22 protein-coding genes are annotated in these 23,404 nt (G+C 72.9%); 11 read left to right on the plus strand and 11 right to left on the minus strand.

Translation table 11 applies throughout. From position 1 onward, the window contains the following. Positions 1 to 69 precede the first annotated feature (69 nt). The gene (locus ABGB11_RS01475; RefSeq protein ID WP_347627921.1) at positions 70 to 1,218 is read left to right on the plus strand and encodes a cystathionine gamma-synthase; all 1,149 of its coding nucleotides are present in this window, start codon (positions 70 to 72) and stop codon (positions 1,216 to 1,218) included. Between the two features lie 147 nt (positions 1,219 to 1,365). Then, positions 1,366 to 2,385 carry an alpha/beta hydrolase gene (locus tag ABGB11_RS01480; protein WP_347627923.1) on the plus strand — a complete coding sequence of 340 codons (1,020 nt, stop codon included), beginning with the start codon at positions 1,366 to 1,368 and terminating at the stop codon, positions 2,383 to 2,385. 43 nt (positions 2,386 to 2,428) lie between these two features. On the opposite strand, the gene ABGB11_RS01485 is transcribed toward ABGB11_RS01480, so the two are convergent. Together ABGB11_RS01485 and ABGB11_RS01490 are read right to left on the minus strand one after the other, a co-directional pair. Further along, positions 2,429 to 4,543, minus strand: a complete 2,115-nt coding sequence (locus ABGB11_RS01485) for a hypothetical protein (RefSeq protein ID WP_347627925.1) — start codon at positions 4,541 to 4,543, stop codon at positions 2,429 to 2,431. Between the two features lie 37 nt (positions 4,544 to 4,580). Next, a complete protein-coding gene (locus ABGB11_RS01490; RefSeq protein WP_347627927.1) occupies positions 4,581 to 6,002 on the minus strand; it encodes a sigma 54-interacting transcriptional regulator in 1,422 nt (473 codons plus the stop codon). Positions 6,003 to 6,156: 154 nt separating this feature from the next. Between ABGB11_RS01490 and ABGB11_RS01495 the strand changes: the two genes are divergently transcribed. Genes ABGB11_RS01495 through ilvA form a run of 3 tightly spaced genes read left to right on the plus strand, consistent with a single transcriptional unit; the run spans position 6,157 to position 9,585 of the window. Further along, a complete protein-coding gene (locus ABGB11_RS01495; protein WP_347627929.1) occupies positions 6,157 to 7,335 on the plus strand; it encodes an FIST N-terminal domain-containing protein in 1,179 nt (392 codons plus the stop codon). A gap of 50 nt (positions 7,336 to 7,385) precedes the next feature. Beyond that, a complete protein-coding gene (locus tag ABGB11_RS01500; protein ID WP_347627931.1) occupies positions 7,386 to 8,336 on the plus strand; it encodes an ROK family protein in 951 nt (316 codons plus the stop codon). Positions 8,337 to 8,361: 25 nt separating this feature from the next. Continuing rightward, positions 8,362 to 9,585 (plus strand): threonine ammonia-lyase, encoded by a 1,224-nt coding sequence (gene ilvA, locus ABGB11_RS01505; protein ID WP_347627933.1) that lies wholly within the window; start codon positions 8,362 to 8,364, stop codon positions 9,583 to 9,585. A 4-nt stretch (positions 9,586 to 9,589) separates the two neighbouring features. On the opposite strand, the gene ABGB11_RS01510 is transcribed toward ilvA, so the two are convergent. From ABGB11_RS01510 to hppD, 6 genes are all read right to left on the minus strand, one after another. Continuing rightward, on the minus strand, positions 9,590 to 11,011 hold the full coding sequence (locus ABGB11_RS01510) for a M1 family metallopeptidase (RefSeq protein WP_347627935.1): 1,422 nt from the start codon (positions 11,009 to 11,011) through the stop codon (positions 9,590 to 9,592). 159 nt (positions 11,012 to 11,170) lie between these two features. Further along, a complete protein-coding gene (locus tag ABGB11_RS01515; protein WP_347627937.1) occupies positions 11,171 to 12,775 on the minus strand; it encodes a M1 family metallopeptidase in 1,605 nt (534 codons plus the stop codon). Positions 12,776 to 12,839: 64 nt separating this feature from the next. Beyond that, complete coding sequence (locus tag ABGB11_RS01520; protein WP_347627939.1) at positions 12,840 to 13,706, minus strand: RDD family protein; 867 nt, start codon at positions 13,704 to 13,706, stop codon at positions 12,840 to 12,842. Between the two features lie 77 nt (positions 13,707 to 13,783). Beyond that, complete coding sequence (locus ABGB11_RS01525; protein ID WP_347627941.1) at positions 13,784 to 14,647, minus strand: RDD family protein; 864 nt, start codon at positions 14,645 to 14,647, stop codon at positions 13,784 to 13,786. 109 nt (positions 14,648 to 14,756) lie between these two features. Continuing rightward, positions 14,757 to 15,563, minus strand: coding sequence for an RDD family protein (locus ABGB11_RS01530; protein ID WP_347627943.1), 807 nt, complete (start codon positions 15,561 to 15,563; stop codon positions 14,757 to 14,759). Positions 15,564 to 15,658: 95 nt separating this feature from the next. Beyond that, entirely contained in the window at positions 15,659 to 16,750 is a 1,092-nt protein-coding gene (gene hppD / locus ABGB11_RS01535) for a 4-hydroxyphenylpyruvate dioxygenase (RefSeq protein ID WP_347627945.1), read from the minus strand. 128 nt (positions 16,751 to 16,878) lie between these two features. On the opposite strand from hppD, the gene ABGB11_RS01540 reads away from it, so the two are divergent. Next, positions 16,879 to 17,400: an Lrp/AsnC family transcriptional regulator gene (locus ABGB11_RS01540; protein ID WP_347627947.1), complete on the plus strand. Its 522-nt coding sequence runs from the start codon at positions 16,879 to 16,881 to the stop codon at positions 17,398 to 17,400. Positions 17,401 to 17,485: 85 nt separating this feature from the next. On the opposite strand, the gene greA is transcribed toward ABGB11_RS01540, so the two are convergent. Further along, on the minus strand, positions 17,486 to 17,986 hold the full coding sequence (greA, locus tag ABGB11_RS01545; protein WP_347627949.1) for a transcription elongation factor GreA: 501 nt from the start codon (positions 17,984 to 17,986) through the stop codon (positions 17,486 to 17,488). A 204-nt stretch (positions 17,987 to 18,190) separates the two neighbouring features. Then, complete coding sequence (locus ABGB11_RS01550) at positions 18,191 to 18,574, minus strand: DUF4307 domain-containing protein (protein WP_347627951.1); 384 nt, start codon at positions 18,572 to 18,574, stop codon at positions 18,191 to 18,193. Positions 18,575 to 18,754: 180 nt separating this feature from the next. Here ABGB11_RS01550 and mca point away from each other — a divergent pair, with 180 nt between their 5' ends. From mca to ABGB11_RS01565, 3 genes are read left to right on the plus strand one after another with little or no spacing between them, the layout of a single operon-like run. Further along, positions 18,755 to 19,612 (plus strand): mycothiol conjugate amidase Mca, encoded by an 858-nt coding sequence (gene mca / locus ABGB11_RS01555; RefSeq protein WP_347628541.1) that lies wholly within the window; start codon positions 18,755 to 18,757, stop codon positions 19,610 to 19,612. Then, positions 19,612 to 19,854: a hypothetical protein gene (locus ABGB11_RS01560; protein ID WP_347627953.1), complete on the plus strand. Its 243-nt coding sequence runs from the start codon at positions 19,612 to 19,614 to the stop codon at positions 19,852 to 19,854. The genes mca and ABGB11_RS01560 overlap by 1 nt, the downstream gene beginning before the upstream one ends. A 48-nt stretch (positions 19,855 to 19,902) precedes the next feature. After that, complete coding sequence (locus tag ABGB11_RS01565) at positions 19,903 to 20,472, plus strand: tetratricopeptide repeat protein (RefSeq protein WP_347627955.1); 570 nt, start codon at positions 19,903 to 19,905, stop codon at positions 20,470 to 20,472. 25 nt (positions 20,473 to 20,497) lie between these two features. Here the strand turns inward: ABGB11_RS01565 and ABGB11_RS01570 are convergent, their stop codons facing one another. Further along, on the minus strand, positions 20,498 to 20,974 hold the full coding sequence (locus ABGB11_RS01570) for a pyridoxamine 5'-phosphate oxidase family protein (protein ID WP_347627957.1): 477 nt from the start codon (positions 20,972 to 20,974) through the stop codon (positions 20,498 to 20,500). 79 nt (positions 20,975 to 21,053) lie between these two features. Here ABGB11_RS01570 and ABGB11_RS01575 point away from each other — a divergent pair, with 79 nt between their 5' ends. Together ABGB11_RS01575 and ABGB11_RS01580 are read left to right on the plus strand one after the other, a co-directional pair. Beyond that, on the plus strand, positions 21,054 to 21,989 hold the full coding sequence (locus ABGB11_RS01575) for a ribonuclease Z (protein ID WP_347627959.1): 936 nt from the start codon (positions 21,054 to 21,056) through the stop codon (positions 21,987 to 21,989). Positions 21,990 to 22,013: 24 nt separating this feature from the next. Continuing rightward, complete coding sequence (locus tag ABGB11_RS01580; RefSeq protein ID WP_347627961.1) at positions 22,014 to 23,390, plus strand: NAD(P)/FAD-dependent oxidoreductase; 1,377 nt, start codon at positions 22,014 to 22,016, stop codon at positions 23,388 to 23,390. Positions 23,391 to 23,404: the final 14 nt, after the last annotated feature.

The following is a 23,404-nucleotide window of genomic DNA, read 5'->3' on the forward strand; positions in this document are numbered from 1 at the left end:
TGGGGGGTGATACCTCCGGGGGAGCCTCTCCTCCTCGAGGAGGGGCGGCGGATGGATAGCCTCGTACCCATGGACAACGAGGTTCAGCAGGGGTTCGAGACCCTGGCCATTCACGCGGGGCAGGAGCCCGATCCGGCGACCGGTGCGGTCGTCCCGCCGATCTACCAGGTCTCCACCTACAAGCAGGACGGCGTCGGCGGCCTGCGCGGCGGCTACGAGTACTCCCGGTCGGCCAACCCGACACGTACCGCGCTGGAAGTATGCCTGGCCGAGATCGAGGCCGGCGCGCGCGGTCTGGCGTTCGCGTCGGGGCTCGCCGCCGAGGACGCGCTGCTGCGCGCGGTCTGCCGGCCCGGCGATCACGTCATCGTCCCGGACGACGCCTACGGCGGCACCTACCGGCTCTTCGCCAAGGTCGCCGAACCGTGGGGCGTGGCGTTCGACCCGGTGCCGCTCGCCGACATCGACGCCGTGCGGGCCGCGGTCCGCCCCGAAACGAAGATCATCTGGGTGGAGACGCCGACGAACCCGCTGCTCGGCATCGCCGACATCGCGGTGCTGGCCTCCGTCGCCCGCGACGCGGGCGCGCTGCTCGTCGTCGACAACACCTTCGCCTCGCCGTACCTCCAGCGCCCGCTGGAGCTCGGAGCGGACGTCGTCGTCCACTCCACCACCAAGTACATCGGCGGCCACTCCGACGTCGTCGGCGGCGCGCTCATCGCCGCGGACGCGGCGCTGGGGGAGCGCCTCGCCTTCCACCAGAACGCGATGGGCGCCGTCGCGGGCCCGTTCGACGCCTGGCTCGCGCTGCGCGGGATCAAGACGCTCGGCGTCCGGATGGACCGGCACTGCGCGAACGCCGAGAAGATCGTGGAGATGCTGGTGCGGCACCCGTCCGTCCGGCAGGTCCTCTACCCGGGGCTGGCGGGCCACCCGGGCCACGACGTCGCCGCGAAGCAGATGCGGGGGTTCGGGGGCATGGTCTCGTTCCGGATGGAGTCGGAGGAGGCCGCCGTCCGGGTGTGCGAGCGGACGAAGCTCTTCACGCTCGGCGAGTCGCTCGGCGGCGTCGAGTCGCTGATCGAGCACCCGGGGCGGATGACGCACGCCTCGGCGGCCGGGTCGCCGCTGGAGGTCCCCGCCGACCTGGTGCGACTGTCGGTCGGCATCGAGGACGCGAGCGACCTGCTCAGGGATCTGGACCGGGCGCTCGCCTGAAAATCAGCTGAGCGTTCCCCGCCGTACTTGATCAAAACATCTATACTCAGCGCGCCAGGTTCGGTAAAGAAAGGGACCGGGGTGCGCAAAGTACTCGTGTGTGGGGCGGCGTTCGCCGCGACGTGTGTCTCCGCCGTGGCGGTTCCCGTGGGAGCCCACGCGGACCCTCCGGCGCCGACGCCCAGCGCGTCCGTGCCGTCCGCGCCGGGGACCGGGGAGCCGTCCGCCGGGCAGGAGACCGCGCCGCCCGGGACCGGCTCCCCGTTGGCGTCGTCCACGGCGCAGCCGGGGAACGGCCAGGCCGGCACGGACGGGGAGCCCGACGCCACCGTCACCGCGCAGGCGGTCATGGTGACGCCGGAGCTGCCGAGGTTCCGCACCTACGCCTACGGCAGGGCGCCCGCCCAGAAGATCGACGCCTACTGGCGCGACCCGGGGCCGCGCGCCACGCCGCGACCCGCGTTGCTGCTCCTGCACGGCGGCTACTGGCTCGAAGGCGACAAGGGCGGCGGCTGGAAGTACTTCGCGCGCCGGCTGACCGAGGAGGGCTTCGTCGTCCTGTCGGCGAACTACCGGCTGGCGCCGAAGGCCCACTGGCCCGCGCAGCGCGTCGACGCGCTGTCGGCCCTCGCGTTCATCAAGAAGCACGCCCGGGTCTGGAACGTCGACCCGAACCGTGTGGCCGTGATGGGCTCGTCCGCGGGCGGGCACCTCGCCACGCAGCTCGGCACGCTCGGGACGGGCACCCGGCAGGTCCGCGGGGTGATCGCGCTGTCGCCGCCGAACAACCCGTACCTGGCCTTCCAGGACGGCGAGAAGCCGGGGGCCACGCCCAACCAGCGCAAGCTGCGGGTGGCCGTCACCGACCTCGTCCGGTGCCTGCCGGGCGCGGCCGCCGCGCCGGACTGCTGGACGCGCCTGGACGACGCCAGCACCGTCACCCACGTCTCCGCGGGCGACGCGCCGATGCTGCTGATGCACGCCACCGGCGACTTCGTCCCCGTCACCCAGAGCACCGGGCTGGCGAGCGCGCTGCGCGCCGCGGGCGTGCAGACGACCGTGAAGACCATCGAGGGCGAGATGCACGCCTCGCAGATGCTGAACGACGAGCAGACGTACCCGACGATCGTCGAGTGGCTGAAGAAGCACCTGCGCCCGGGGCAGTGACGAGGGCGGGCGGCGGTCCCGGCCGGGACCGCCGCCCGTGGGTTCAGCGGCGGCCGCGCCGGACCCGCAGGTAGTCGCTCACGACGTACTCGCCGAGCCGGTCGGCGTCCGGCGCGAAGACCCGGCCGCCGTTGCGGCGCGCGACCTCCTCCACGAACGACACGAGCCGGCGGTCCTCGGCGAGCATGAAGAAGTTCATGCAGGCGCCCCGCCGCGTCATCTTGTCGACCTCGGCGAGGGTGAGGACGAGCGTGTCGGTGGACGGCGGGTAGTCGAACAGCGATCGGCCGTCGGGCCGCAGGTGCGCGGTCGGCTCGCCGTCGGTGACGACGAGGACGATCGGCTCGAAGTCCGGGTGCCGGTCCAGGTGCCGTCCCGCGATCATCAGGGCGTGGTGCAGGTTGGTGCCCTGCACCATGTCCCAGTCGAGGCCGGCCATCTCCGTCGGGTGCAGCACCCGGGCGTAGTTGGAGAACCCGATGATCTGGATCGCGTCCTGCGGGAACTTGCTGGTGACGAGCGTGTGCAGGGCGAGCGTGGTCTGCTTGGCGACGGCCCACGTCCCGCGCAGCACCATCGAGTAGGACAGGTCGACGAGCAGGCAGACGGCCGCGCCGGTGCGGCGCTCGGTCTCCTGCACCTCGAAGTCGTCCACGCTGAGCCGCACCCCGCCGGGCCGCACCCCGCCGGGCCGCACCCCGCCGGGTCGCACTCCGCCGGGTCGCACTCCGCCGGGTCGCACTCCGCCGTCGCGGTCGCCGTTGATCTTCGCGACCTCCGCCGTGCCGGGCTCGACGACCTGCGCGGCCGGGCGGGTGACGAGCCCCGCGCCGCCGTCCATCGCGCTGCGGCGGATCGCGTTGCTCACCGTCCGGACGACGTCGAGGGGCTGCTCGTCGCCGAACCGCCACTCGCGGCTGGACCCGGTCAGCTCGCCGGCCTGGCCCGCGTCGCGCTGGTCGTGGTCGCCCTGCCGGCCGGAGGTCAGCTGCGAGAACACCCGGCGCAGCGCCGTCTCGCCGAGCCGCCGCACCGCCTTCGGCGTCAGCTCCAGCGTGCCGCGGTTGCGCCGCAGGTAGCCCTGCCGCTCCAGCTCCGCCTCGATGCGGCGCAGCTCGGCCAGGTCGTCGACGGCCTGCCGGCCGAGCGCCCGCCGGACGGCCTCCTCGTCGATGTCGTCGAGCCGCGCGCCCGGGTAGTCCTGCCCGAGCGCGGCCTCCAGCTCGCTGAGGTCGGCCAGTTCCGCCAGCGCGGTCGTGGCGTCGCCCATGCCGAGCGGGTCCTCGCCGGTCATCTGCTCGGACTGGCCCCAGCCGAGGTCGGGACGGCGGGCCCGCAGCGCGTCGCCGAGCCGCGTCATCTCCATGGCGAGGCCCGCGTCCTGCATGGCCTGCTCCATCAGCCCGGCCAGCTCCGCGCGCTGCTCAGGGCTGAGCGAGGCCAGCAGCCGGTCCATCGCGGCGGCGCGGCGGGCGAGGGAGTCGACCAGCTCCTCCAGGTTCTGCGGGTCGTCGGGGAACATGTCCCCGTACTGCTGCATGAACCGGTCGAAGTCCTCCTGGGTGTGCTCGCCGCGGGCGTCCCGCTCCAGCATCTCGTTGAGCGCGGCCATCATGTCCTTGACCCGCTCCAGGGCGGCCGGGTCCTGGTTCTCCAGGGCCTGCTTCATCCCCTGGAACTGCGCGTCCAGCACCTCGCGGCGCAGGAGGTCCTTCAGCTGCTCGAAGGTGCGGCGCGCGGCGTCGGAGCGCCAGTCGTAGTCCGACAGCCGCCGGATCGCCTGGGAGGTGTCGGACGGCAGCGTGTCCAGCTCCGCCTCCCGCACCCGCGCGTCGTCGCTCGGGTCGGGGAACAGCTCGGCCCGCTCCTGCCCGATCGCGGTGTCCAGCAGCGCGCGGGCCTGTTCCAGCGTGCCGTCCAGCCGGCCCCGGTCGCGCAGCGCGCGGCGCCGCTCCCGCACCTGGCGGAGCATGTCGTCGAGCCCGCGCCGGTTCCGCGCCCCCGGGAGGCCGCGGCGCAGCAGCTCCCGGAGCGCGTCGTCCGGGCGGGTGCCGTCCAGCACCGAGTCGCCCATCGCGTCGAGGGCGTCCCGGACGTCGTACGGCGGGGCGAGCGGGTCGGGGCCGTCCTCGTAGGCGCCGTAGCGGTATCGGCTCATCGAATCTCCTTGCCCGCGAAGACCTCGGGTCCCGGCGTCACGTCCGGTAGGTGGCCGTCCCGCCGGAGCGCCCGTCGGCGACGTCCTTGGACAGCCGCCGGGTGAGGAACAGCCCCTCCAGAGCGAACTCCAGCGCGGCCGCGGCCTGCCCGGGGGACTCCCCGCTCATGCCGAGCCGTTCCATGATCTTGGCGAGGCCGGGAACCTGCCCGATGCGGCGCAGCAGCTCCGCCGCGGACACGAGCTCGCCCGACTCCACGCTCTCCCCGGAGTCGAACTTGTCCAGCAGCCCGTTCAGGTCGGCGGCGCCGAGCGTCCGCCGGTAGGTCTCGGCGATCGCGCGGCGCAGCAGGTGCTCCAGCACCTCCTGCTCGCGGCCCTCCTCGCTGACCTCGAACTCCACCTTGCCCATCAGCGACGGCACGACCGCCTGCAGGTCGCAGATGCGCGCGACCGCGCGCTCCTCACCGGAGAGCGCCGCCCGTCGCACCGCGCCCGCCGCGACCGTCTCGGCGCCGGCGAGCGCGAACCGCGCCGACACGCCCGACCGCGCGTCCACCGCCGTCGACTCGCGGACGAGCCGGGTGAACCGGCCGATCACCTCGACCAGGTGGTCGGGCACCTCGGCGGGGAGCCCGGCGAGGTCGGCGAAGTCGGCCTCCTGCCGGATGAGCGCCAGCTCGGCGTCCAGCTCCAGCGGGTAGTGGGTGCGGATCTCCGCGCCGAACCGGTCCTTCAGCGGGGTGATGATGCGGCCGCGGTTGGTGTAGTCCTCGGGGTTGGCGGAGGCGACGAGCAGGACGTCCAGCGGCAGCCGCAGCGCGTAGCCGCGGACCTGCACGTCGCGCTCCTCCAGCACGTTCAGCAGCGCCACCTGGATCCGCTCGGCCAGGTCGGGCAGCTCGTTGATGGAGAAGATGCCGCGGTTCGTGCGCGGCACGAGGCCGAAGTGGACGGTCTCCGGGTCGCCGAGGGTGCGGCCCTCGGCCACCTTCACCGGGTCGACGTCGCCGATGAGGTCGCCGACGCTGGTGTCGGGGGTGGCGAGCTTCTCGCCGTACCGGTCGTCGCGGTGCCGCCACTCGACCGGCAGCTCGTCGCCCAGCTCGTCGGCGAGCCGGCGGCAGCGCACGCACACCGGCGCGTACGGGTGGTCGTTGATCTCGCAGCCGGCGACCACCGGGGTCCACTCGTCCAGGAGCCCGGCGAGGGTGCGGATCAGCCGCGTCTTGCCCTGCCCGCGCTCGCCCAGCAGCACCAGGTCGTGCCCGGCGAGGAGGGCGCGCTCCAGATGGGGCAGGACGGTGTCGTCGAACCCGAGGATGCCGGGGAAACGAGGCTCGCCGGATCTCAGGCGGTCGAGCAGGTTCCGGCGGATCTCGGCCTTCACGGAAAGCCGGGCGTGACCGCTGTTGCGCAGCTCGCCCAGTGTTGATTCGCGTGGTGTGGATGAACGCACGCGATCGACACTACGTCGCCTCCCCGCGGAATCGCACCCCCGCCGGGGAATAGCCCGGGGTGCCCCGTCCGGGAGTGTTTGGGTGGAGGGCGTGCGGAGGGGGAGACTGGAGATGTGAAGCGAGCCGGCGAACGGAGTGAGGGAGGCGGCGCCGATGGCGCGATTCGGTGATGGCCTGGCCCTCGGACCCGATCTGTCCAGTGCCGCGGAGTCGGCGGTCGAGCAGGCGCTCGCCCCGCTCAGCGCGGCGCCCGACCTGGTGTGCGTGTTCGTCACGGGGGACGACCCGGACGAGGTCGAGGCGGCGGCGCTGGCCGCGGAGCGGGCGGCCGGGCCCGCGCTGCTGCTCGGCTGCAGCGCGTCGGGGGTGATCGGCGCGGGACGCGGCGTGGAGGAGCGCGGCGCGGTCAGCGCCTGGGCGGCGGTGCTGCCCGGGGCGCGGCTGGACGCGTTCCGGCTGGAGACCCTCAAGGGGGACGACCGGCTCATCGTGGTCGGCATGCCGGAGGCGCAGCCCGACGACGTCGTCGGCGTGCTGCTCGCCGACCCCTACAGCTTCCCGGTGGACGCGTTCGTGGAGCGCTCCGACGAGGCGCTGCCGGGGCTGCCGCTGGTGGGCGGCCTCGCCGAGGGCAGCGGGCTCGGCGAGACCGGGCACGGCGAGGTCCGCCTGTTCGTCGGCGGCGAGGTGCACCGGGACGGCGCGGTCGGCGTGGTGATCGGCGGTTCCGTCGCCGCCGCCACGGTGGTCAGCCAGGGCGCCCGCCCGATCGGCCCCGACATGGTGGTGACCAAGGCGGAGGAGAACGTCCTGTACGAGCTGGCCGGGGTCCCCGCGCTGGAGAAGCTGGAGCAGATCGTCCTCGGCCTGCCCGAGGAGGAGCAGGAGATGGCCGGCCGCGGGCTGCTGATCGGCGTCGCGATGGACGAGTACGCCGACGAGCACGAGCACGGCGACTTCCTGGTCCGCGGGGTGGTGGGCGCCGACACCGACAGCGGCGCCATCGCGATCGGCGACGTGGTGGACGTCGGGCGGACCGTCCGGTTCCAGGTCCGGGACGCGGGCGCCGCCGAGGAGGACCTCGCCGCGCTGCTCGAACGGTTCGACCTGGCGCCGGTCGAGGGCGCGCTGCTGTTCTCCTGCAACGGGCGCGGCCAGGCGATGTTCCCCGACTCCGACCATGACGCGAAGGTGCTCGACCGCGCGTTCGGGCCGGCCGGGGTCGGCGGGTTCTTCGCCTCCGGGGAGATCGGCCCGGTCGCCGGACGCAACCACGTGCACGGCTTCACCGCGTCCATCCTGGCTTTCGGGCGGGTGGAGGACCCAGCTTGAGCGCAGCGAACCGGGGGGTGCGGGGGGGCGTCCCCCCGCAGGAGACTCCGTTGAGCGAGAAGCAGGTTCTGGCGGTGGACATCGGTGGGACGAAGCTGGCCGCCGCGCTCGTCGGGCCGGACGGGGGCATCGCCGCCCACGAGCGGATCCCGACCCCGAACGAGCCCGGCACGGACGCCGAGCAGCTGTGGCGGGCGCTGGAGGGGCTGCTCGACAAGGTCGCCGCCGCCGGGGGCGACCCGCCGCTCGCGGGGGTCGGCGTCGGCTGCGGGGGCCCGATGACCTGGCCGGCCGCCGAGGTGTCCCCGCTGAACATCCCCGCGTGGCGCGATTTCCCGCTGCGGGGCCGGCTCCGCGCCCGGTACCCGGGCCTGCCGGTCCGCGTCCACAACGACGCGATCTGCGTCGCGGTCGGCGAGCACTGGCTGGGGGCGGGCCGCGGCCGCGGCAACGTCCTCGGCATGGTGGTGTCCACGGGTGTCGGCGGCGGGCTGATCCTCGGCGGGCATCTCGTGAACGGCGCCAGCGGCAACGCCGGGCACATCGGGCACGTCATCGTCGAGCCCGGCGGCACGCCCTGCGAGTGCGGGGGCCGCGGCTGCCTGGAGGCGGTCGCCCGCGGCCCGGGGCTGGTCGCGTGGGCGCGGGAGCAGGGCTGGGACCCGGGGGAGCGCGGCGCCACCGGTGTGGAGCTGACCGCCGACGCGCGCCGCGGGGACCCCGTCGCGGGCGCGGCGATGCGCCGCGCCGGGCGCGCCATCGGCATCGCGCTCGCGTCCGCGACGCACCTGTGCGACCTGGAGGTCGCCGCGATCGGCGGCGGACTGTCCCAGGCGGGCGAGCTGCTCTTCGACCCGCTGGAGGAGGCGTTCCGCGCGCACGCCCGGATGCTGTTCGCGCGCCGCCTGCGGATCGTCCCGGCGGTGCTCGGGCAGACCGCCGGGCTCGTCGGCGCCGCCGCCCTGATCCACTCTCAAGATCGCTATTGGAGTGCGGGCTGACTCCGGGGGGTGCGAAGATCGGACCATGACTGCCGTCAGTGTCGACGACGTCCGCGCGGCCCGCGACCTGCTCGGCGGGGTCGCCGTCCCCACCCCCCTGATCCCGTCCCGGGTGCTGTCGGAGCAGCTCGGCGGGCCCGTCCTGCTCAAGTGCGAGAACCTGCAGCGCACCGGCTCGTTCAAGATCCGCGGCGCGTACGTGCGGATCGCCCGGCTGAGCCCGCGGGAGCGGGCCGGAGGCGTCGTGGCGGCCAGCGCCGGCAACCACGCGCAGGGCGTCGCCCTCGCCGCGTCCATGCTCGGTTGCAAGGCCACGGTGTTCATGCCGGTCGGCGCCCCGCTCCCCAAGATCGCCGCGACCCGCGGCTACGGCGCGGAGGTCGTGTTCCCCGGCCCGACCGTGGACGAGTGCCTCGTCGCCGCGCAGGAGTACGCCGAGGAGTGCGGCGCGGTGTTCATCCACCCGTTCGACCATCCCGACGTCGTCGCCGGGCAGGCCACCATCGGCCTGGAGATCATGGAGGAGTTCCCGGACGTCCGGACGATCGTGGCGCCGGTCGGCGGCGGCGGGCTGATGTCCGGCATCGCGGCGGCGGCCAAGGGGCTGGCGAAGGAGTCCGGCGGCGGCGAGATCAAGCTCGTCGGCGCGCAGGCCCGGCGCGCCGCGGCCTTCCCGCCCTCGCTCGCGGCCGGGGGGCCCACGCAGATCGAGGTGGAGCCGACGATGGCGGACGGGATCGCGGTCGGCCGCCCCGGCGACCTGACCTACGCCATGTTCACCGAGCTGGTCGACGCCGTCGTCACCGTGACCGAGGAGTCCATCTCCCAGGCGCTGCTGCTCTGCCTCGAACGCGCCAAGCAGGTCGTCGAGCCCGCCGGCGCCGCCGGGGTGGCGGCGCTGCTGGAGCACGCCTACGCGGTCGAGCCGCCCGTGGTGGTCCTGCTGTCGGGCGGCAACATCGACCCGCTGCTGCTGTCGAAGGTGCTGCGGCACGGCCTCGCGGGCGCCGGACGGTACCTCGTCGTCCGCTGCCGGCTGAAGGACCGTCCGGGCGCGCTCGTGACGCTGCTGGGCGAGCTCGCCGGGCTGGGCGTCAACGTCCTGGACGTGATGCACGAGCGGGTCGCCGCGCGCCTCCACGTGGAGGAGGCCGAAGTCCTCATGCACCTGGAGACGCGCGGCGCCGGCCACTCCGAAGACGTGATCGGCCGCCTCCGCGAGAAGGGCTACACCCTCACGCTGAGCTAGCCGTTCACAGGGACGGCTTGCCCTCGGAGTAGAGCCACGCCTTGGCCCACGCGTCCAGGTTCTTGTGCGAGAGGCGCTCGGCGAAGCGGACGAAGTCCTTGGTGGAGGCGTTGCCGTACCGGTACGCGGAAGGCCACGCCTTCAGCAGCCGGTAGAACGCCTTGTCGCCGATGGTCTTGCGCAGGACGTGGACGGCCATCGCACCGCGGTCGTAGACGAGCCCGTCGAAGATGTGGTCGCGTCCCGGGTCGGCGACCTTGCCCTTCCACAGGGGGTTGTCGGCCGGGGTCGCGTACACGTCGTCGAAGGACTGCTGGACGGGCGTCCCGCTGGTGTGCTCGGCCCACAGCCATTCGGAGTACGTCGCGAAGCCCTCGTTCAGCCAGATGTCCGACCACCGGGCCGGGGAGACCGCGTCGCCGAACCACTGGTGGCCCAGCTCGTGGGCGAGAAGGCCCTCGCTCGGGATGCTGCCCGGCCGGCGCCCGAGGTCGTACACCGGGCGGCCCTGCGTCTCCAGCGCGTAGCCGACGCCGGCCTTCACGACGATCCCGCCGGTGGAGGTGAACGGGTAGCGGCCGTACAGCTTGCTCTGGAAGTCGGTGACCTCGGCGGTCTGCCGGTGGAACGTCTTCGCGTCGTCCGGCTTGATGGCCATGGCCAGGTCGGTGGCGGTCAGGTTGGGGATGCCGGCCTTCGTCCGCCCGGTGAGCACGTCGTACTTGCCGATGGCGACCATGGAGAGCTCGCTGGCCATCGGGTTCCGGACGTCCCAGCGGGTCGTCGTCCAGCCGCCCTTGGTCCACCGCCCGCGCAGGTCGCCGTTGGACAGCGTGGTGAGGTTCGTGGGCGCCGACAGGGTGAACGTGTACGTCGCCTTGTCGGTCGGGTGGTCGTTCACCGGGAAGACGGTGGCCGCGCCGAACGGCTGGTTCAGCATCACCGCGCCGTCGTCCGTCGGGATCCAGCCGGATGTGCCGAGCGTCGCGTCGTTGATCGTCTGGGGGACGCCGGAGTACGCGACGGTGACCGTGAACGTGCGGTGCTTGCGCAGCCCCTTGCGCGGCGTGACGACGAGCTCCTGGGCGCCGGTCCGGGTGTAGGACGCCGCGCGCCCGTCCACCCGCAGCGAGGAGATCTTCAGCGGGCCGAGGAAGTCCAGGTCGAACCGGGACAGGTTCTGCGTCGCCCGCGCCTTGATCTTGGCGACGGCCTGGATGCCCTTCGTGCCCGGGTCGTACTTCAGGCCGATGTCGTAGTGGGCGACGTCGTAGCCGCCGTTGCCCATGTCCGGGAAGTAGGGGTCGCCCACGCCCGGCGCGCCGGGCGTGAACCGCGCGGCGGCGCCCGCGGGCGCGGCGGTCACCGCGAGGCTCGCCGCGACGCCCAGCGACACGGCGGCCAGCGCTCTGGAGGTTCTGCTCATCGGCCCGTCCTCAGGTCCCTCGATCGGTGGTCACAACCGTGATCAAGACTTTCCCGCGAAGCGCGCGGGCGCAAGCGCGATTCGGTCTCGAATCGGCAGATCAGGGCCGTTTCCGTGGCCGGAAGCGGAAACCGGGGAGGATGCGGCGGGCCCGGCCCGTCACTTGGCGGGGCGGCCCTTCTGGTACAGCCAGTCGTCGAAGAACGCGTCGAGCTTCTTGCCCGACACGCGGTTCGCCGTCTCGATGAACTGCTTCGTCGTCCCGCTGGAGTGCCGGTGCTCCTTGGTCCACGTCTGGAGGATCTTGTAGAAGGTGTCCTCGCCGACACGGCCGCGCAGCGCGACCAGGGTCATGCCGCCCCGGTCGTACACCGAGCGGCCGAACATCTGCTTGCGGCCCGGGTCGCCCGGCGGGACGTCCCAGAGCTCGCGCCCGGCGAGGCCCCCGTAGGCCTCGTCGAAGTGCTCCTGCACGCTCTGGCCGCCGGTCTTCTCGTCCCACAGCCACTCGGCGTAGGTGGCGAAGCCCTCGTTCAGCCAGATGTCCTGCCACGTCGTCACGCTGACGCTGTCGCCGAACCACTGGTGTGCCAGCTCGTGCGCGACGATCGTCGGCTGCAGCCCGAACGCCCCGTACACCGGCCGGGTCTGGGTCTCCAGCGCGAAGCCGACGTCGGCGTTGTCGATCAGCCCGCCGGTGGAGCCGAACGGGTACGGGCCGAACAGCTTCGCCCACTCGTCGACGATGCTGGCGTTCAGCTGGTGGAACTGGTCGATGGGCACGCCGGACGTGGTCGCGTCCACGGCGGTGATGTTCGGGATGCCGCCGGACGTCTTGCCCGTCCGCACCGTGAACCGGCCGACGTCGACCGTCGCGAGGTAGGTGGCCATCGGGTCCTTGACCCGCCACTTCGAGGTCGTCATCCCGCGCCGGGCGACCGGGACGACCCCGGGGCCGCCGGTCGAGCCGGTGCTCGGGGCGCCGCTCGGCGGGCCGCCCGGACCGCCCGGACCGCCCGGCGGCAGGCCCGGCGCGCCGCCGCCGGAACTCGCCGGCGGCGTGTCCGGCTCGCCGTTGGCGATCGCCGTCAGCCCCTGCGGGACCGTGATCTCGAAGTCGAACGTGGCCTTGTCGCTCGGGTGGTCGTTGCTCGGGAACCACGTCTTCGCGCCGCTCGGCTGGCACGCCACGAACACGCCGTCGGACGTGCGGATCCAGCCGTAGGTGCCGAGCACCGGGTCCGACACCGGCTTCGGCGTCCCCGAGTAGGCGATGACGGTGGTGAACTTCTTCCCCTTCTCCAGAGGCTTGGCCGGGGTCACCTCCAGCTCGCCGCCGCCGCGCTGCTGCCGCGCGGGCGCCCCGTCGACCTTGATCGAGGACACGTCGAGCCCGGTCAGGTCCAGGTTGAAGCGGGCGAGCCGCGCGGTCGCGGTCGCGGTGATCGTCGCGATGCCGTCGAGCTGCTTGGGGCCGTCCGGGGTGATGGTCAGCTTCAGCCCGTAGTGCTGGACGTCGTACCCCCCGTTGCCGTCGCCCGGGACGTACTGGTCGCCCGCGGTGGTCGGCCCCGCCGGGCCGTCGACCGCCGGGCCCTTGGGAGAGCCGGACGCGCTCGCGCCGGGGTCGTCGAACGGGCTCTGGCATGCCGCCGTCAGCGACCCCGCGAGTGCGAGGGCGGCCAGCCCCGACACGCCGCGGAACGCGGTGCCGCGCGGGGCCCGCGGCCCGGTCGGGCGGGGACTGGGGGAGTTACCGGCCATATCCACGCAGTCCAGCCTGCCCGGGGGAGGCCCCGCCCGGCAACTCGGCGTGGACGCGGGCAGGTCAGCGGCCCGCGTAGGGGTTGGGACGGTACGGGTCGGCCTTGACGACGACCGTCCGGGCCACCTTGCAGTGCAGCGCCTGCTTGCGCGGGTCCCAGAGGATCCACAGGACGTCGATCAGGCCGATGCAGCCGCAGATCCCGCCGAGCACGCTGTAGAACGCGGAACGCCCCACGGCCTGGCCGGTGGTGATGGCGAGGCCGTCGTCGTCCCGGACGACGCGGATCCCCAGCAGCATCTTGCCGAGCGTCTGCCCCCACTTGGCGTGCATCAGCCAGTAGTAGAGGAACGCCAGCACGACGCTGACCGCGTTGGTGCCCACCTGGGCGCCGTTGTACATCGAGTCGCCGGGCTCCGGATCGAACACGCGGTCCCAGTTCACGAACGGGATCGAGATCAGAACCGTGACGATGCCGACGAGGATCAGGTCGACCAGCCCGGCGCCCAGCCGCGCCCAGCGGCTCGCGAGCTCGCCGGCCGGGGACACCTGCCCGCCCGTGCCGTAGCCCGGCGCGCCGTGTCCCGGCTGGCCTCCGTAGGAGGGGTACTGCTGCCCGTATCCCTGCTGGCCTCCGTACGGCTGCTGCTGGCCGTATCCCTGCCGGCCTCCGTACGGCTGCTGCTGCTCGCCATAGGGCGGTTGCTGTTGGCCATAGGGCTGTTGTTGACCGTAGGGCGGCTGCTGACCGTAGGGCGGTTGCTGTTGGCCGTAGGGCTGTTGCTGGCCGTAGGGCTGTTCTCCCTGCGGCGGCTGACCGCCGTACGGAGGTCCGCCGTAGGGGCCTGGCCGTCCGGGCTGGTCCTGCCGCCCGTCCGGCCGGTCCTCCGGCTCTCCCCCGGACGCGGGGTCGTTCGGCGGTTGCGTCATGCCGACAGCGTCGCCACGTCACCGTCGCCCAAACATCGCCGGGCCCGGGGGCGGCCGGAATGTTTACCCCCGCATGATCAACCGTTGCCGGGGCCTGGTGCCGCGTCCCGGGCGTACGGGTTCGGCGTCCACGGGGTCGCCTTCACCACGACCGTCTTGGCGACCTTGTCGTGCAGGGCCTGCCTCCGGTCGTCCCAGAGGATCCAGGCGTTGTCGAGAGGACCGGCGAGCCCGAGGAGCCAGCCGAAGGGTGTCAGGAGAGTCAGCGCGCCCGCCATGGTCAGGGCATAGACGAACACCTGCCTGCCGATCGCCTGCCCCCAGGTGACCGCCGACTGGTCCGAGGCCTTCACCAGCCGGATGCCGCAGGCCTTCTTGCCGAGCGTCTGGCCGTACTTGGCGTGCAGGACGGCGAAGTACGCGATGGCCAGCAGGTACACGACCGCGTATCCGGCGAACAGCCACGGGAGGTTGTAGTACTCCGCCGGGTTGATGATCGTCCGACCCTCCTCGGCGGCGTCGAGGATGGTGTCCCACCGGATGGACAGCAGCACGACCGGCGTCGTCACGACGCTGAGGATGAGGTTGTCGAGGAACCCGGCGGCGAGGCGCACCAACCGCCCGGCCCGCATGTCCTGCGGGGGACCGGCCCCGATGCCGGGGTACGGGGTGCCGGGGTACGGGGTGCCTGGGTAGGGGGTGCCGGGCGGTCCGTACCCCGGCATGGGCGGAGCCTGCGGCAGCGGGACGCCGGGGTGGCCGGGACCGGCCGCCGGAGGAGCCTGCCCGCCGTAGGTGCCCTGCGACGGCGGCCAGGCGTACGGGGTCTGATGGGGCGGAGGGCGTTCCGGAGTGCCCGCGGCAACGGGGTCGATGGACTGCGGGTCCGGGGGGTGCCAGGCGTCGTCCGGGGAAGGGGGCTTCTCGGGCGATTGGCTCATGCCCTCAGTGTGGCCGTTCAGGGCGGCGATCGGTGGTTCCGCGCATGTCCACCCCCGGACGCGAACACCGCCGCGTCCGGGGGTGGCCGGAATCTTCACCCCCGCATGATCAACCGTTGCCGGGGCCTGGTGCCGCGTCCCGGGCGTACGGGTTCGGCGTCCACGGGGTCGCCTTCACCACGACCGTCTTGGCGACCTTGTCGTGCAGGGCCTGCCTCCGGTCGTCCCAGAGGATCCAGGCGAGGTCGAGCAGGCCAACGAGCCCGAGGATTCCGGCGGCGGGAGAGAAGAGGTTCAGCACGCCGGTCGTGACGCTGATGGCGTAGATGAATCCCTGCCTGCCGAGCGCCTGCCCCCAGGTGACCGCCGACTGGTCCGAGGCCTTCACCAGCCGGATGCCGCAGGCCTTCTTGCCGAGCGTCTGGCCGTACTTGGCGTGCAGGACGGTGAAGTACGCGAAGCTCAGCACGAACACGATCGCGTACCCGGTCAGCAGCCGCGGGATGTTGTAGACGTCCATCGGGTCCGTGATCGGCTGGTTGGACTCGACGGACTCCTGCATCTTGTCCCAGCGGATCGAGAACAGGACGGCCGGCATCGCCACGACGCTGATCAGGATGCTGTCCAGGATCCCGGCGCCGAGCCGGGCACCCCGTCCGGCCAGCATGTCCTGCGGCCCGCCCGGGTACGGGGCGCCGGGCTGCGGGACCCCTGGAGGGCCGTAGCCCTGGACCGGCGGTGCCTGCGGCAGCGGGCCGCCCGGCGGGGGCTGGGCGGGCTGCCCGCCGTACGTGCCCTGGTACGGGGGCGGGCGCTCGGGCGTCGCGGCGTCCCCGGAGTCGTTCGCGTCACCGGACGCGGGGTCGGGGGCGGGCCACTCGCCGTCCGGTGGGGGGTTCTTCGGCGGTTCGCTCATGGCCACACAGTGTGCACGCGCAGGCGACGCACGGACACCCCGGATACGTCGGGAGCCCCGGACGCGGCGCACGTCCAGGGCTCCCGGGCGGGACGTCACAGGTTGCCGCGGCGCTCCTGCTCCCGCTCGATCGCCTCGAACAGGGCCTTGAAGTTGCCCTTGCCGAAGCCGAGCGAGCCGTGCCGCTCGATCAGCTCGAAGAACACCGTCGGGCGGTCCTGGACGGGCTTGGTGAAGATCTGCAGCAGGTAGCCGTCCTCGTCGCGGTCGACGAGGATCCGGCGCTTCCGCAGCTCCTCGATCGGCACCCGCACCTGGCCGATGCGCTCGCGCAGCGCCGGGTCCTCGTAGTAGGAGTCGGGGCTGTCCAGGAACTCCACGCCCGCGGCCCGCATCCGGTCGACCGACGCGAGGATGTCGCTCGTGGCGAGCGCGATGTGCTGCACGCCGGGCCCGCCGTAGAACTCCAGGTACTCGTCGATCTGCGACTTGCGCCGGCTCTCCGCCGGCTCGTTCAGCGGGAACTTCACCTTGCGGGTGCCGTCCGCGACGACCTTCGACATCAGCGCCGAGTACTCGGTCGCGATGTCGTCGCCGACGAACTCGGCCATGTCGGTGAAGCCCATGACGCGGTGGTAGTAGTCGGCCCACTCCTCCATGCGCTCGACGTTGCCGACGCAGTGGTCGATCGCCTGGAAGAACCTCTGGTCCGGCGGCTCGACGATCGGGTCGGCGGCGGCGAACCCCGGGAGGTAGGGGCCCGCGTAGGTGGAGCGGTCGACCAGCGAGTGCCGGGTCTCGCCGTAGGTGGCGATGGCGGCGACGGTGACCTTGCCGTGGTCGTCCTCCAGGACGTGCGGCTCCTCCAGGCCCTTCGCGCCCTTCGCGACCGCGTGCCGGTAGGCGTGCTCGACGTCCGGGACCTCGATCGCGAGGTCCACGACCCCGTCGCCGTGCTCGGCGATGTGCCGGCCGATCGCGGTGCCCGCCTTCACCGGGCCGCGGAACACGAACCGGGCTCCGCCCGACTCCAGCACGTGCACCGCCTCGTCCGGGCTTCCGTTCTCCGGGCCCCGGTAGGCGACCCTGCGCATCCCGAACGCGGTCGAGTAGTAGTGGGCGGCCTGTTTGGCGTTGCCGACGGCGAAGATGACGGCGTCCATACCCTTGACCGGAAACTCATCCATGCCACCCAATCTCGACATGGACCTACAAGCTGCGCAAGGGTGAGCTGTAACGCTGGACAATGTGCTCAGTAGAACCGGCGATCTGACGGTCTCTCCGTACATTGTGACCACCACCACGGGAGGGTCGCGTGGCGATCGACGAACTGGACGGGCGGCTGATCGAGCTGTTCACCCGCGAACCCCGCGTCGGCGTCCTGGAGGCGTCCCGGCGGCTCGGCGTCGCGCGCGGCACCGTCCAGGCGCGGCTCGACCGGCTGGCGCGCGACGGCGTCATCGCGGGCCACGGCCCCGAGATCGACCCCGCGGCGCTCGGCTACGGGGTGACGGCCTTCGTCACGCTCCAGCTCCGGCAGGCGGGCGGCCACGACCCGGTCGCGGTGCGGCTCGCCCAGGTGCCTGAGGTGATCGAGGCGCACACGATCACCGGCCCCGGCGACATGCTGTGCCGCATCGTCGCCCGCAGCAACACCGACCTGCAGCGCGTCATCGACGTGATCGTCGACGTGGAGGGCGTGGAGCGGGCGTCCTCGGTGATCTCGCTGGCCACCCAGATCCCCCACCGCACGCTGCCGCTCGTCCTCGCCGCGTCCCGCGCGGGACGCGGAGGCGGAAAGGCGGCCGGAAAAGCGAGCGGTCCGCCGCCCCGGTGAGGGACGGCGGACCGGACGTTCTCCCGGCCGGGCGACCGCCGCCCGGCGGGCGGCCGGCCTTCGCGGCGCTGCCGGACGGCGGTGCCTACGAGCCGCCGTAGGGGGTGGCGTCGAGGATCTCCACGGTCATCGAGCGGCCGTTGGGGAGGGTGTAGGTGGCCTTGTCGCCGACCTTCTTGCCGTCGATCGCGGCACCGAGCGGCGACTTCGGCGAGTAGACGTCGATGGGGGCGCCGACCTCCTCGCGGGAGGCGAGCAGGAACGTGACCTCCTCGTCGTCGCCCTCGAACGAGACCGTGACGGTCATCCCCGGGCCGACGATGCCCTCGGTGCGCGGCGCCTCGCCCACCCGGGCGTTCTCCAGGATGCCCTGGAGCTGCAGGATGCGGCCCTCGATCTTGCCCTGCTCCTCCTTGGCCGCGTGGTAGCCGCCGTTCTCGCGCAGGTCGCCCTCCTCCCGCGCCGCCTCGATCTTCTGAGCGATCTCGATGCGGCCCGGGCCCGACAGGTGGTCCAGCTCAGCCTTGAGCCGGTCGTACGCCTCCTGGGTCAGCCAGGTGACGTTGTCAGCGCGGGTCTCGGTCACGGGTACTCCTCATCCACATGGTGCGATCTGGCCCGCCCCCGCGGGCGGGCGTCACATCGACATGAAGTGCGGCCGGGTGAAACCTCAAGCCTATCCGGTGTGTGCGGGTAAAGGTTCCCTGAACTCGGCGTCCGCAATCCGCCAATCGTGATTCGTCATTCACCCGGCGTATCGGTCCGCCGGTCGGCGCCGAGGCCCCGGCGGTCAGGCCCTGCGGCAGTCGCGGATCCGGGCGCCGGTGGCCCGGCGCGGTGTCCGCAGCGTCTCCGATCCCTTCATGCTGGACCTCCCCGCCGGCACGGAGACCTCCTTCTGCGCGATGACGGCGAAGTCGGTGTCGAACGCGTCGACCGTGCACCGCACATCGTCGTCCTTCCCCTTGGCGATCGTGTAGTTGATGACGACCGAGGTGTCGGTGATGGAGTACGTCACCGTCTGCGCGACGATGCCGGGCGTCTGCCCAGCGTGCGCGGCGAGGATGCCGAAGCCGGCCGCCCCCAGCGCCGCCAGGAGGCCGATGACCGCCAGCCCGGCCCGGCTCCGGCGGGATCCGGCGGGCGCCGCTGGTTTCGACACGCTCGTCGTCATGGCGGGGAATCTCCGTGCGGGGTGGGGACGTTGTCAGGGACAATTCATTCTCGTCTGTCATGCCGCGTGCCTCGAACCGGGGGCCGCTCAGAGTCTGGAGAGGGAGAACCCCCAGTGTCCGAGGTCATCGACGGTACGACGCTCGAACGCCCGTGCGGCGGTGACGAGCCGCTGCGCCTCATGGCAGTGCACGCCCACCCCGACGACGAGTCGAGCAAGGGCGCGGCCACGATGGCGCGGTACGTCGCCGAGGGCGTCGAGGTCCTCGTCGTCACCTGCACCGGCGGCGAGCGGGGCGACATCCTGAACCCGGCGATGGACCGTCCCGAGGTGAAGGCCGACATCGGCAAGGTCCGCGAGGCCGAGATGGCGAAGGCCCGCGAGATCCTCGGCGTCGGGCAGCGCTGGCTCGGCTTCGTCGACTCCGGCTTCCCCGAGGGCGACCCGCTGCCGCCGCTGCCCGAGGGCTGCTTCGCCCTGGAGCCGCTGGAGAAGGCGTCCGAGCCGCTGGTGCGCGCCGTCCGCGACTTCCGTCCGCACGTGATGCTCACCTATGACGAGAAGGGCGGCTATCCGCACCCCGACCACGTCAAGTGCCACGAGGTGTCGGTGGAGGCGTTCGAGGCGGCCGGCGACCCGGAGCGCTACCCGGGCACCGGCGAGCCCTGGCAGCCGCTGAAGCTCTACTACCACATGACCTTCAGCAAGGACCGCATCCTCGCCCTGCACGGCGCCATGGAGAAGGCCGGCCTGGAGTCGCCCTACGGCGACTGGCTGAAGCGCTTCGAGGACGACGGGGCCCCGAAGTGGGAGGTCACCACCCGCGTCCCCTGTGCCGACCACTTCGAGACCCGTGACCGCGCCCTGCTCGCGCACGCCACCCAGATCGACCCGAACGGCTTCTGGTTCGTCGTCCCGCTGGACGTCCAGCGCGAGGCATGGCCGACCGAGGACTACCATCTGGCCAGGTCCTTGGTCGACACCGAGCTGCCGGAGGACGACCTGTTCGCCGGCATCCGGGAGAAGGTGTGTCTGTGATGCCTCCCCTGTCCGCGATGCCGCTGAACGACGACACGGTCAGCCCCGGCGTCCTCGGCTTCGCGGTCTTCCTCGCCCTGCTGGCCGCCACGATCTTCCTGATCCGCTCGATGACCAAGCAGATGAAGAAGATCCAGGCGCCCCGCGAGGAGGACCTGAAGCAGCAGGAGTGGGAGCGCGCCGAGGAGGAGAAGGCGGCCGGGGCCGGCACCGCCGCGAAGACGTCCGACGACGACGGCTGAGCCCGGCCGCCCGGTTGGACCCGGCCGCGCCCGGGGAGGACCCTCGACGTGCCCGCGAACACCGAACCCGAGGACGCCGGACCCCGCCGCGCCCTCGACGAGCGTCTCGCCGCGACCGCGGCCGGAGAGGGCGAGCCGGAGGCCGAGGGCCTGGCCCTGCTCGACCGCGAGCGCTGGGCCGAGGCGGCCGAGGTTCTGGAGGAGGCCCTCGACCGCGCCGAGCGCCGTGCCGGCCGAGGGGGCGATCGGCACGAGGTGCTGCGCGCCCGCCTCGACCTCGCCCGCGCGCTGACCGGGACCGGCGACCTCGACCGCGCGATCGGCCTGCTCGGCCCGCTGCCGGACGAGTTCGCCGCCCTGCCCGAGCCCGACGAGAACGCCCGCGCCCGCGCGCTGTCGAGCCTCGGCGCGGCCTACCTGCGCGCCCGCCGCCCCGTCGCGGCGACCAACTTCTTCGGCCAGGCGCTGGAGATCTACCGCAGGCTCGGCGCCGTCGACCGGCAGGCCGCCATGTTCGCCCACATCGCCGAGGCCGCCCGCCTCCGCGGCGACGGCGCGGCGGAGAAGGCGGCCCGCGCCCGCGCCGCGGAGCTCCAGGAGGCCCTCCCCGCGGAGTGAGCCGCCGGGTTCGGATCGAGCGAGGTCAGGCCTTGCCGTGGTCCCAGCTGACGACCCGGTCGGGGTCCATGAGGACGAGGACGCGCTTGGCGAGGGCCTGCTCGATGCCCTCGGCGACGACCGGGTCGATCGGTTCGCCCAGGGCCGGGACGGGCAGGCCCGCCATCCGGGAGCCGACGACCCTGCCGACCTTGGTGCGCGGTTCCGGGTCCTCGACGATGAGGCCGCGGCCGTACAGGGCGACCCCGCGCAGCTCGTTGTACTCGACGCCGTCCTCGACCAGGCACGTCATGGTCGGGTTCCGGCGCAGGTTCAGGACTTTCTGGGAGGCCTTGTAGGTGGTGAAGGCGATCTTGCCCTCGTAGAGGGTGTAGAACATCGTCACCAGGTGCGGCGCGCCGTCCTTGCCGACGGTCGCGACCTGCACCTTGTAGTTCTCGGCGAGGTAGGACGCCACCTCGTCGGGCGTCATCTTGATCTTGTCGCGCTTGTTCCCGGCCAACGGAGCCTCCCAGGGTCGCCTGTACCGTGCACACGATAACCAAGCGCTTGCCCGACCGTGGGACCGGCACCATGGACGGATGTCGGCTCGCGATCTGATCGTCCTCGGCTCCGCCAGCGCGGTGCCCACGAAGTCCCGCAACCACAACGGCTACCTGCTGCGCTGGGACGGCCACGGCGTCCTGTTCGACCCGGGCGAGGGGACGCAGCGGCAGATGACGCACGCCGGCGTGTCGGCGAGCGACGTGACGTGGATCTGCGTGACGCACTTCCACGGCGACCACTGCCTGGGCGTCCCCGGGGTCGTGCAGCGCATCGCCCGCGACGGCGTCGAGCACCCGGTGGACGCGGCGTTCCCGGCGAGCGGGCGGGAGTACTGGGACCGGCTGCGGCACGCCGCCGCCTTCCGGGAGACCGATGTGATCCGCCCCCGCCCCGTGTCCGGCGAGCGGATGCCGCTCGACACCGGCGACGCCCCCTTCACGCTGGTCGCGCGGCGGCTCTCCCACCCGGTCGAGGCGTACGGGTACCGGCTGGAGGAACCGGACGGCGTCACGATGCTGCCCGCCGAGCTCGCCGCGCGGGGGGTGAAGGGGCCGCTCATCCGCCGTCTCCAGACCGACGGGCGGGTCACCGCCCCCGACGGCCGCACGGTCACGCTGGACGAGTGCAGCGTGGCCCGCCCCGGGCAGAAGGTCGCGTTCGTCATGGACACCCGGCTCTGCGACGGCGTCCGCGAACTGGCCGACGGGGTGGACATGCTCGTCATCGAGTCCACGTTCCTGCACGAGGACGCCGCCCTGGCCACCGAGTACGGGCACCTCACCGCCGCGCAGGCCGGGGCGGTGGCGGCGGAGTCGGGCGTCCGGCACCTGGTCCTGACGCATCTTTCGGAGCGCTACCGGAGCGACGAGGAGCACCGCTTCGTGGAGGAGGCGTCCGCCGCCTTCACCGGCGACGTCACCCTGGTCCACGATCTCGACAGGATCCCGCTGCCGCCGCGCCGTCTGACCTGACGCGTACGGGGCAGTACTCCCTCCATGGCTGACGAAGTCGATGTCGTGGTGATCGGTCTGGGACCCGGGGGAGAGGACGCCGCGGGGAGGCTCGCCGAGGCGGGCCTCTCGGTCGTCGGGGTGGAGTCCCGCCTGGTGGGCGGCGAATGCCCCTACTACGCGTGCGTCCCCACCAAGATGATGGTGCGCGCCGCCGGGCTGCTCGCCGAGGGCGGCCGCGTCCCCGGGATGGCGGGCGAGGCGACGCCGCGGCCGGACTGGGCGGTGGTCGCCGCCCGGATCCGCGACGAGGCGACCGACTCCTGGGACGACAAGGTCGCCGTCGAACGCCTCACCGGCAAGGGCGTGCGGGTCGTGCACGGCCATGGCCGCCTCACCGCCCCGAACGAGGTCGCGGTGAACGGCCAGGTCTTCCGCGCACGCAAGGGGATCGTCCTCAACACCGGAACGTCCCCCGCGGCCCCGCCCATCGACGGGCTCGCCGGCACTCCGTTCTGGACGAACCGCGAGGCCGTCCAGGCCACCGAGGCCCCGGCGTCGCTCCTCGTCCTCGGCGGGGGCGTCGTCGGCGTGGAGATGGCGCAGGTCTTCTCCCGCTTCGGCAGCCGTGTCACGGTGGTCGAGGCCGCCGACCGGCTCCTGCTCAGCGAGGAGCCCGAGGCGGGCGCCCTGCTGCGCGACGTCTTCGAGCGCGAGGGCATCGGCGTCCGCACCGGCGTGGACGTCACCCGCGTCACCCACGGCGGCGATGCGTTCACCCTGCACCTCGGCGACGAGACGCTCACCGCGGAGCGGCTCCTCGTCGCGGCCGGCCGCCGCCCCAACCTGAAGGACCTCGGGCTGGACCACGCCGGTCTGGACGAGGACGCCCGGCGGATTCCCGTGGACGGCCACATGCGCGCCGCCGGCGGCCTCTGGGCGATCGGCGACATCACCGGCGTGGGCGCCTTCACCCACGTGTCGATGTACCAGGCGGCCATCGCCGTCCGCGACATCCTCGGCGAGGAGGGCTCCCCGGCCGCCTACCGCGCCGTCCCCCACGTCGCCTTCACCGATCCGGAGATCGGCTCCGTCGGCCTGACGGAGGCGCAGGCGCGCGACCAGAACCTGCCGGTCCGCACGGCCGTCGCGCCGATCGCCGAGTCGGCCCGCGGCTGGATCCACAAGGCCGGCAACGACGGCTTCGTCAAGCTGGTGGAGAACGCCGAGTGGGGCACCCTCGCCGGCGCCACCGTCGCCGGCCCCGCCGCCGGGGAGATCCTCGGCTTCCTCGCCGTGGCCGTGCACGCCGAGATCCCCACCGCCACCCTCCGCGAGATGATCTACGCCTACCCCACCTTCCACCGCACCATCGAGACCGCCCTCGCCGGTCTCGCCCGGAGGGGCCCCGCGGGGGAGTGAGGGGGCCGCCGGAT

Source organism: Actinomadura sp. B10D3 (assembly GCF_039871695.1).
Lineage (GTDB): Bacteria > Actinomycetota > Actinomycetes > Streptosporangiales > Streptosporangiaceae > Spirillospora > Spirillospora madurae.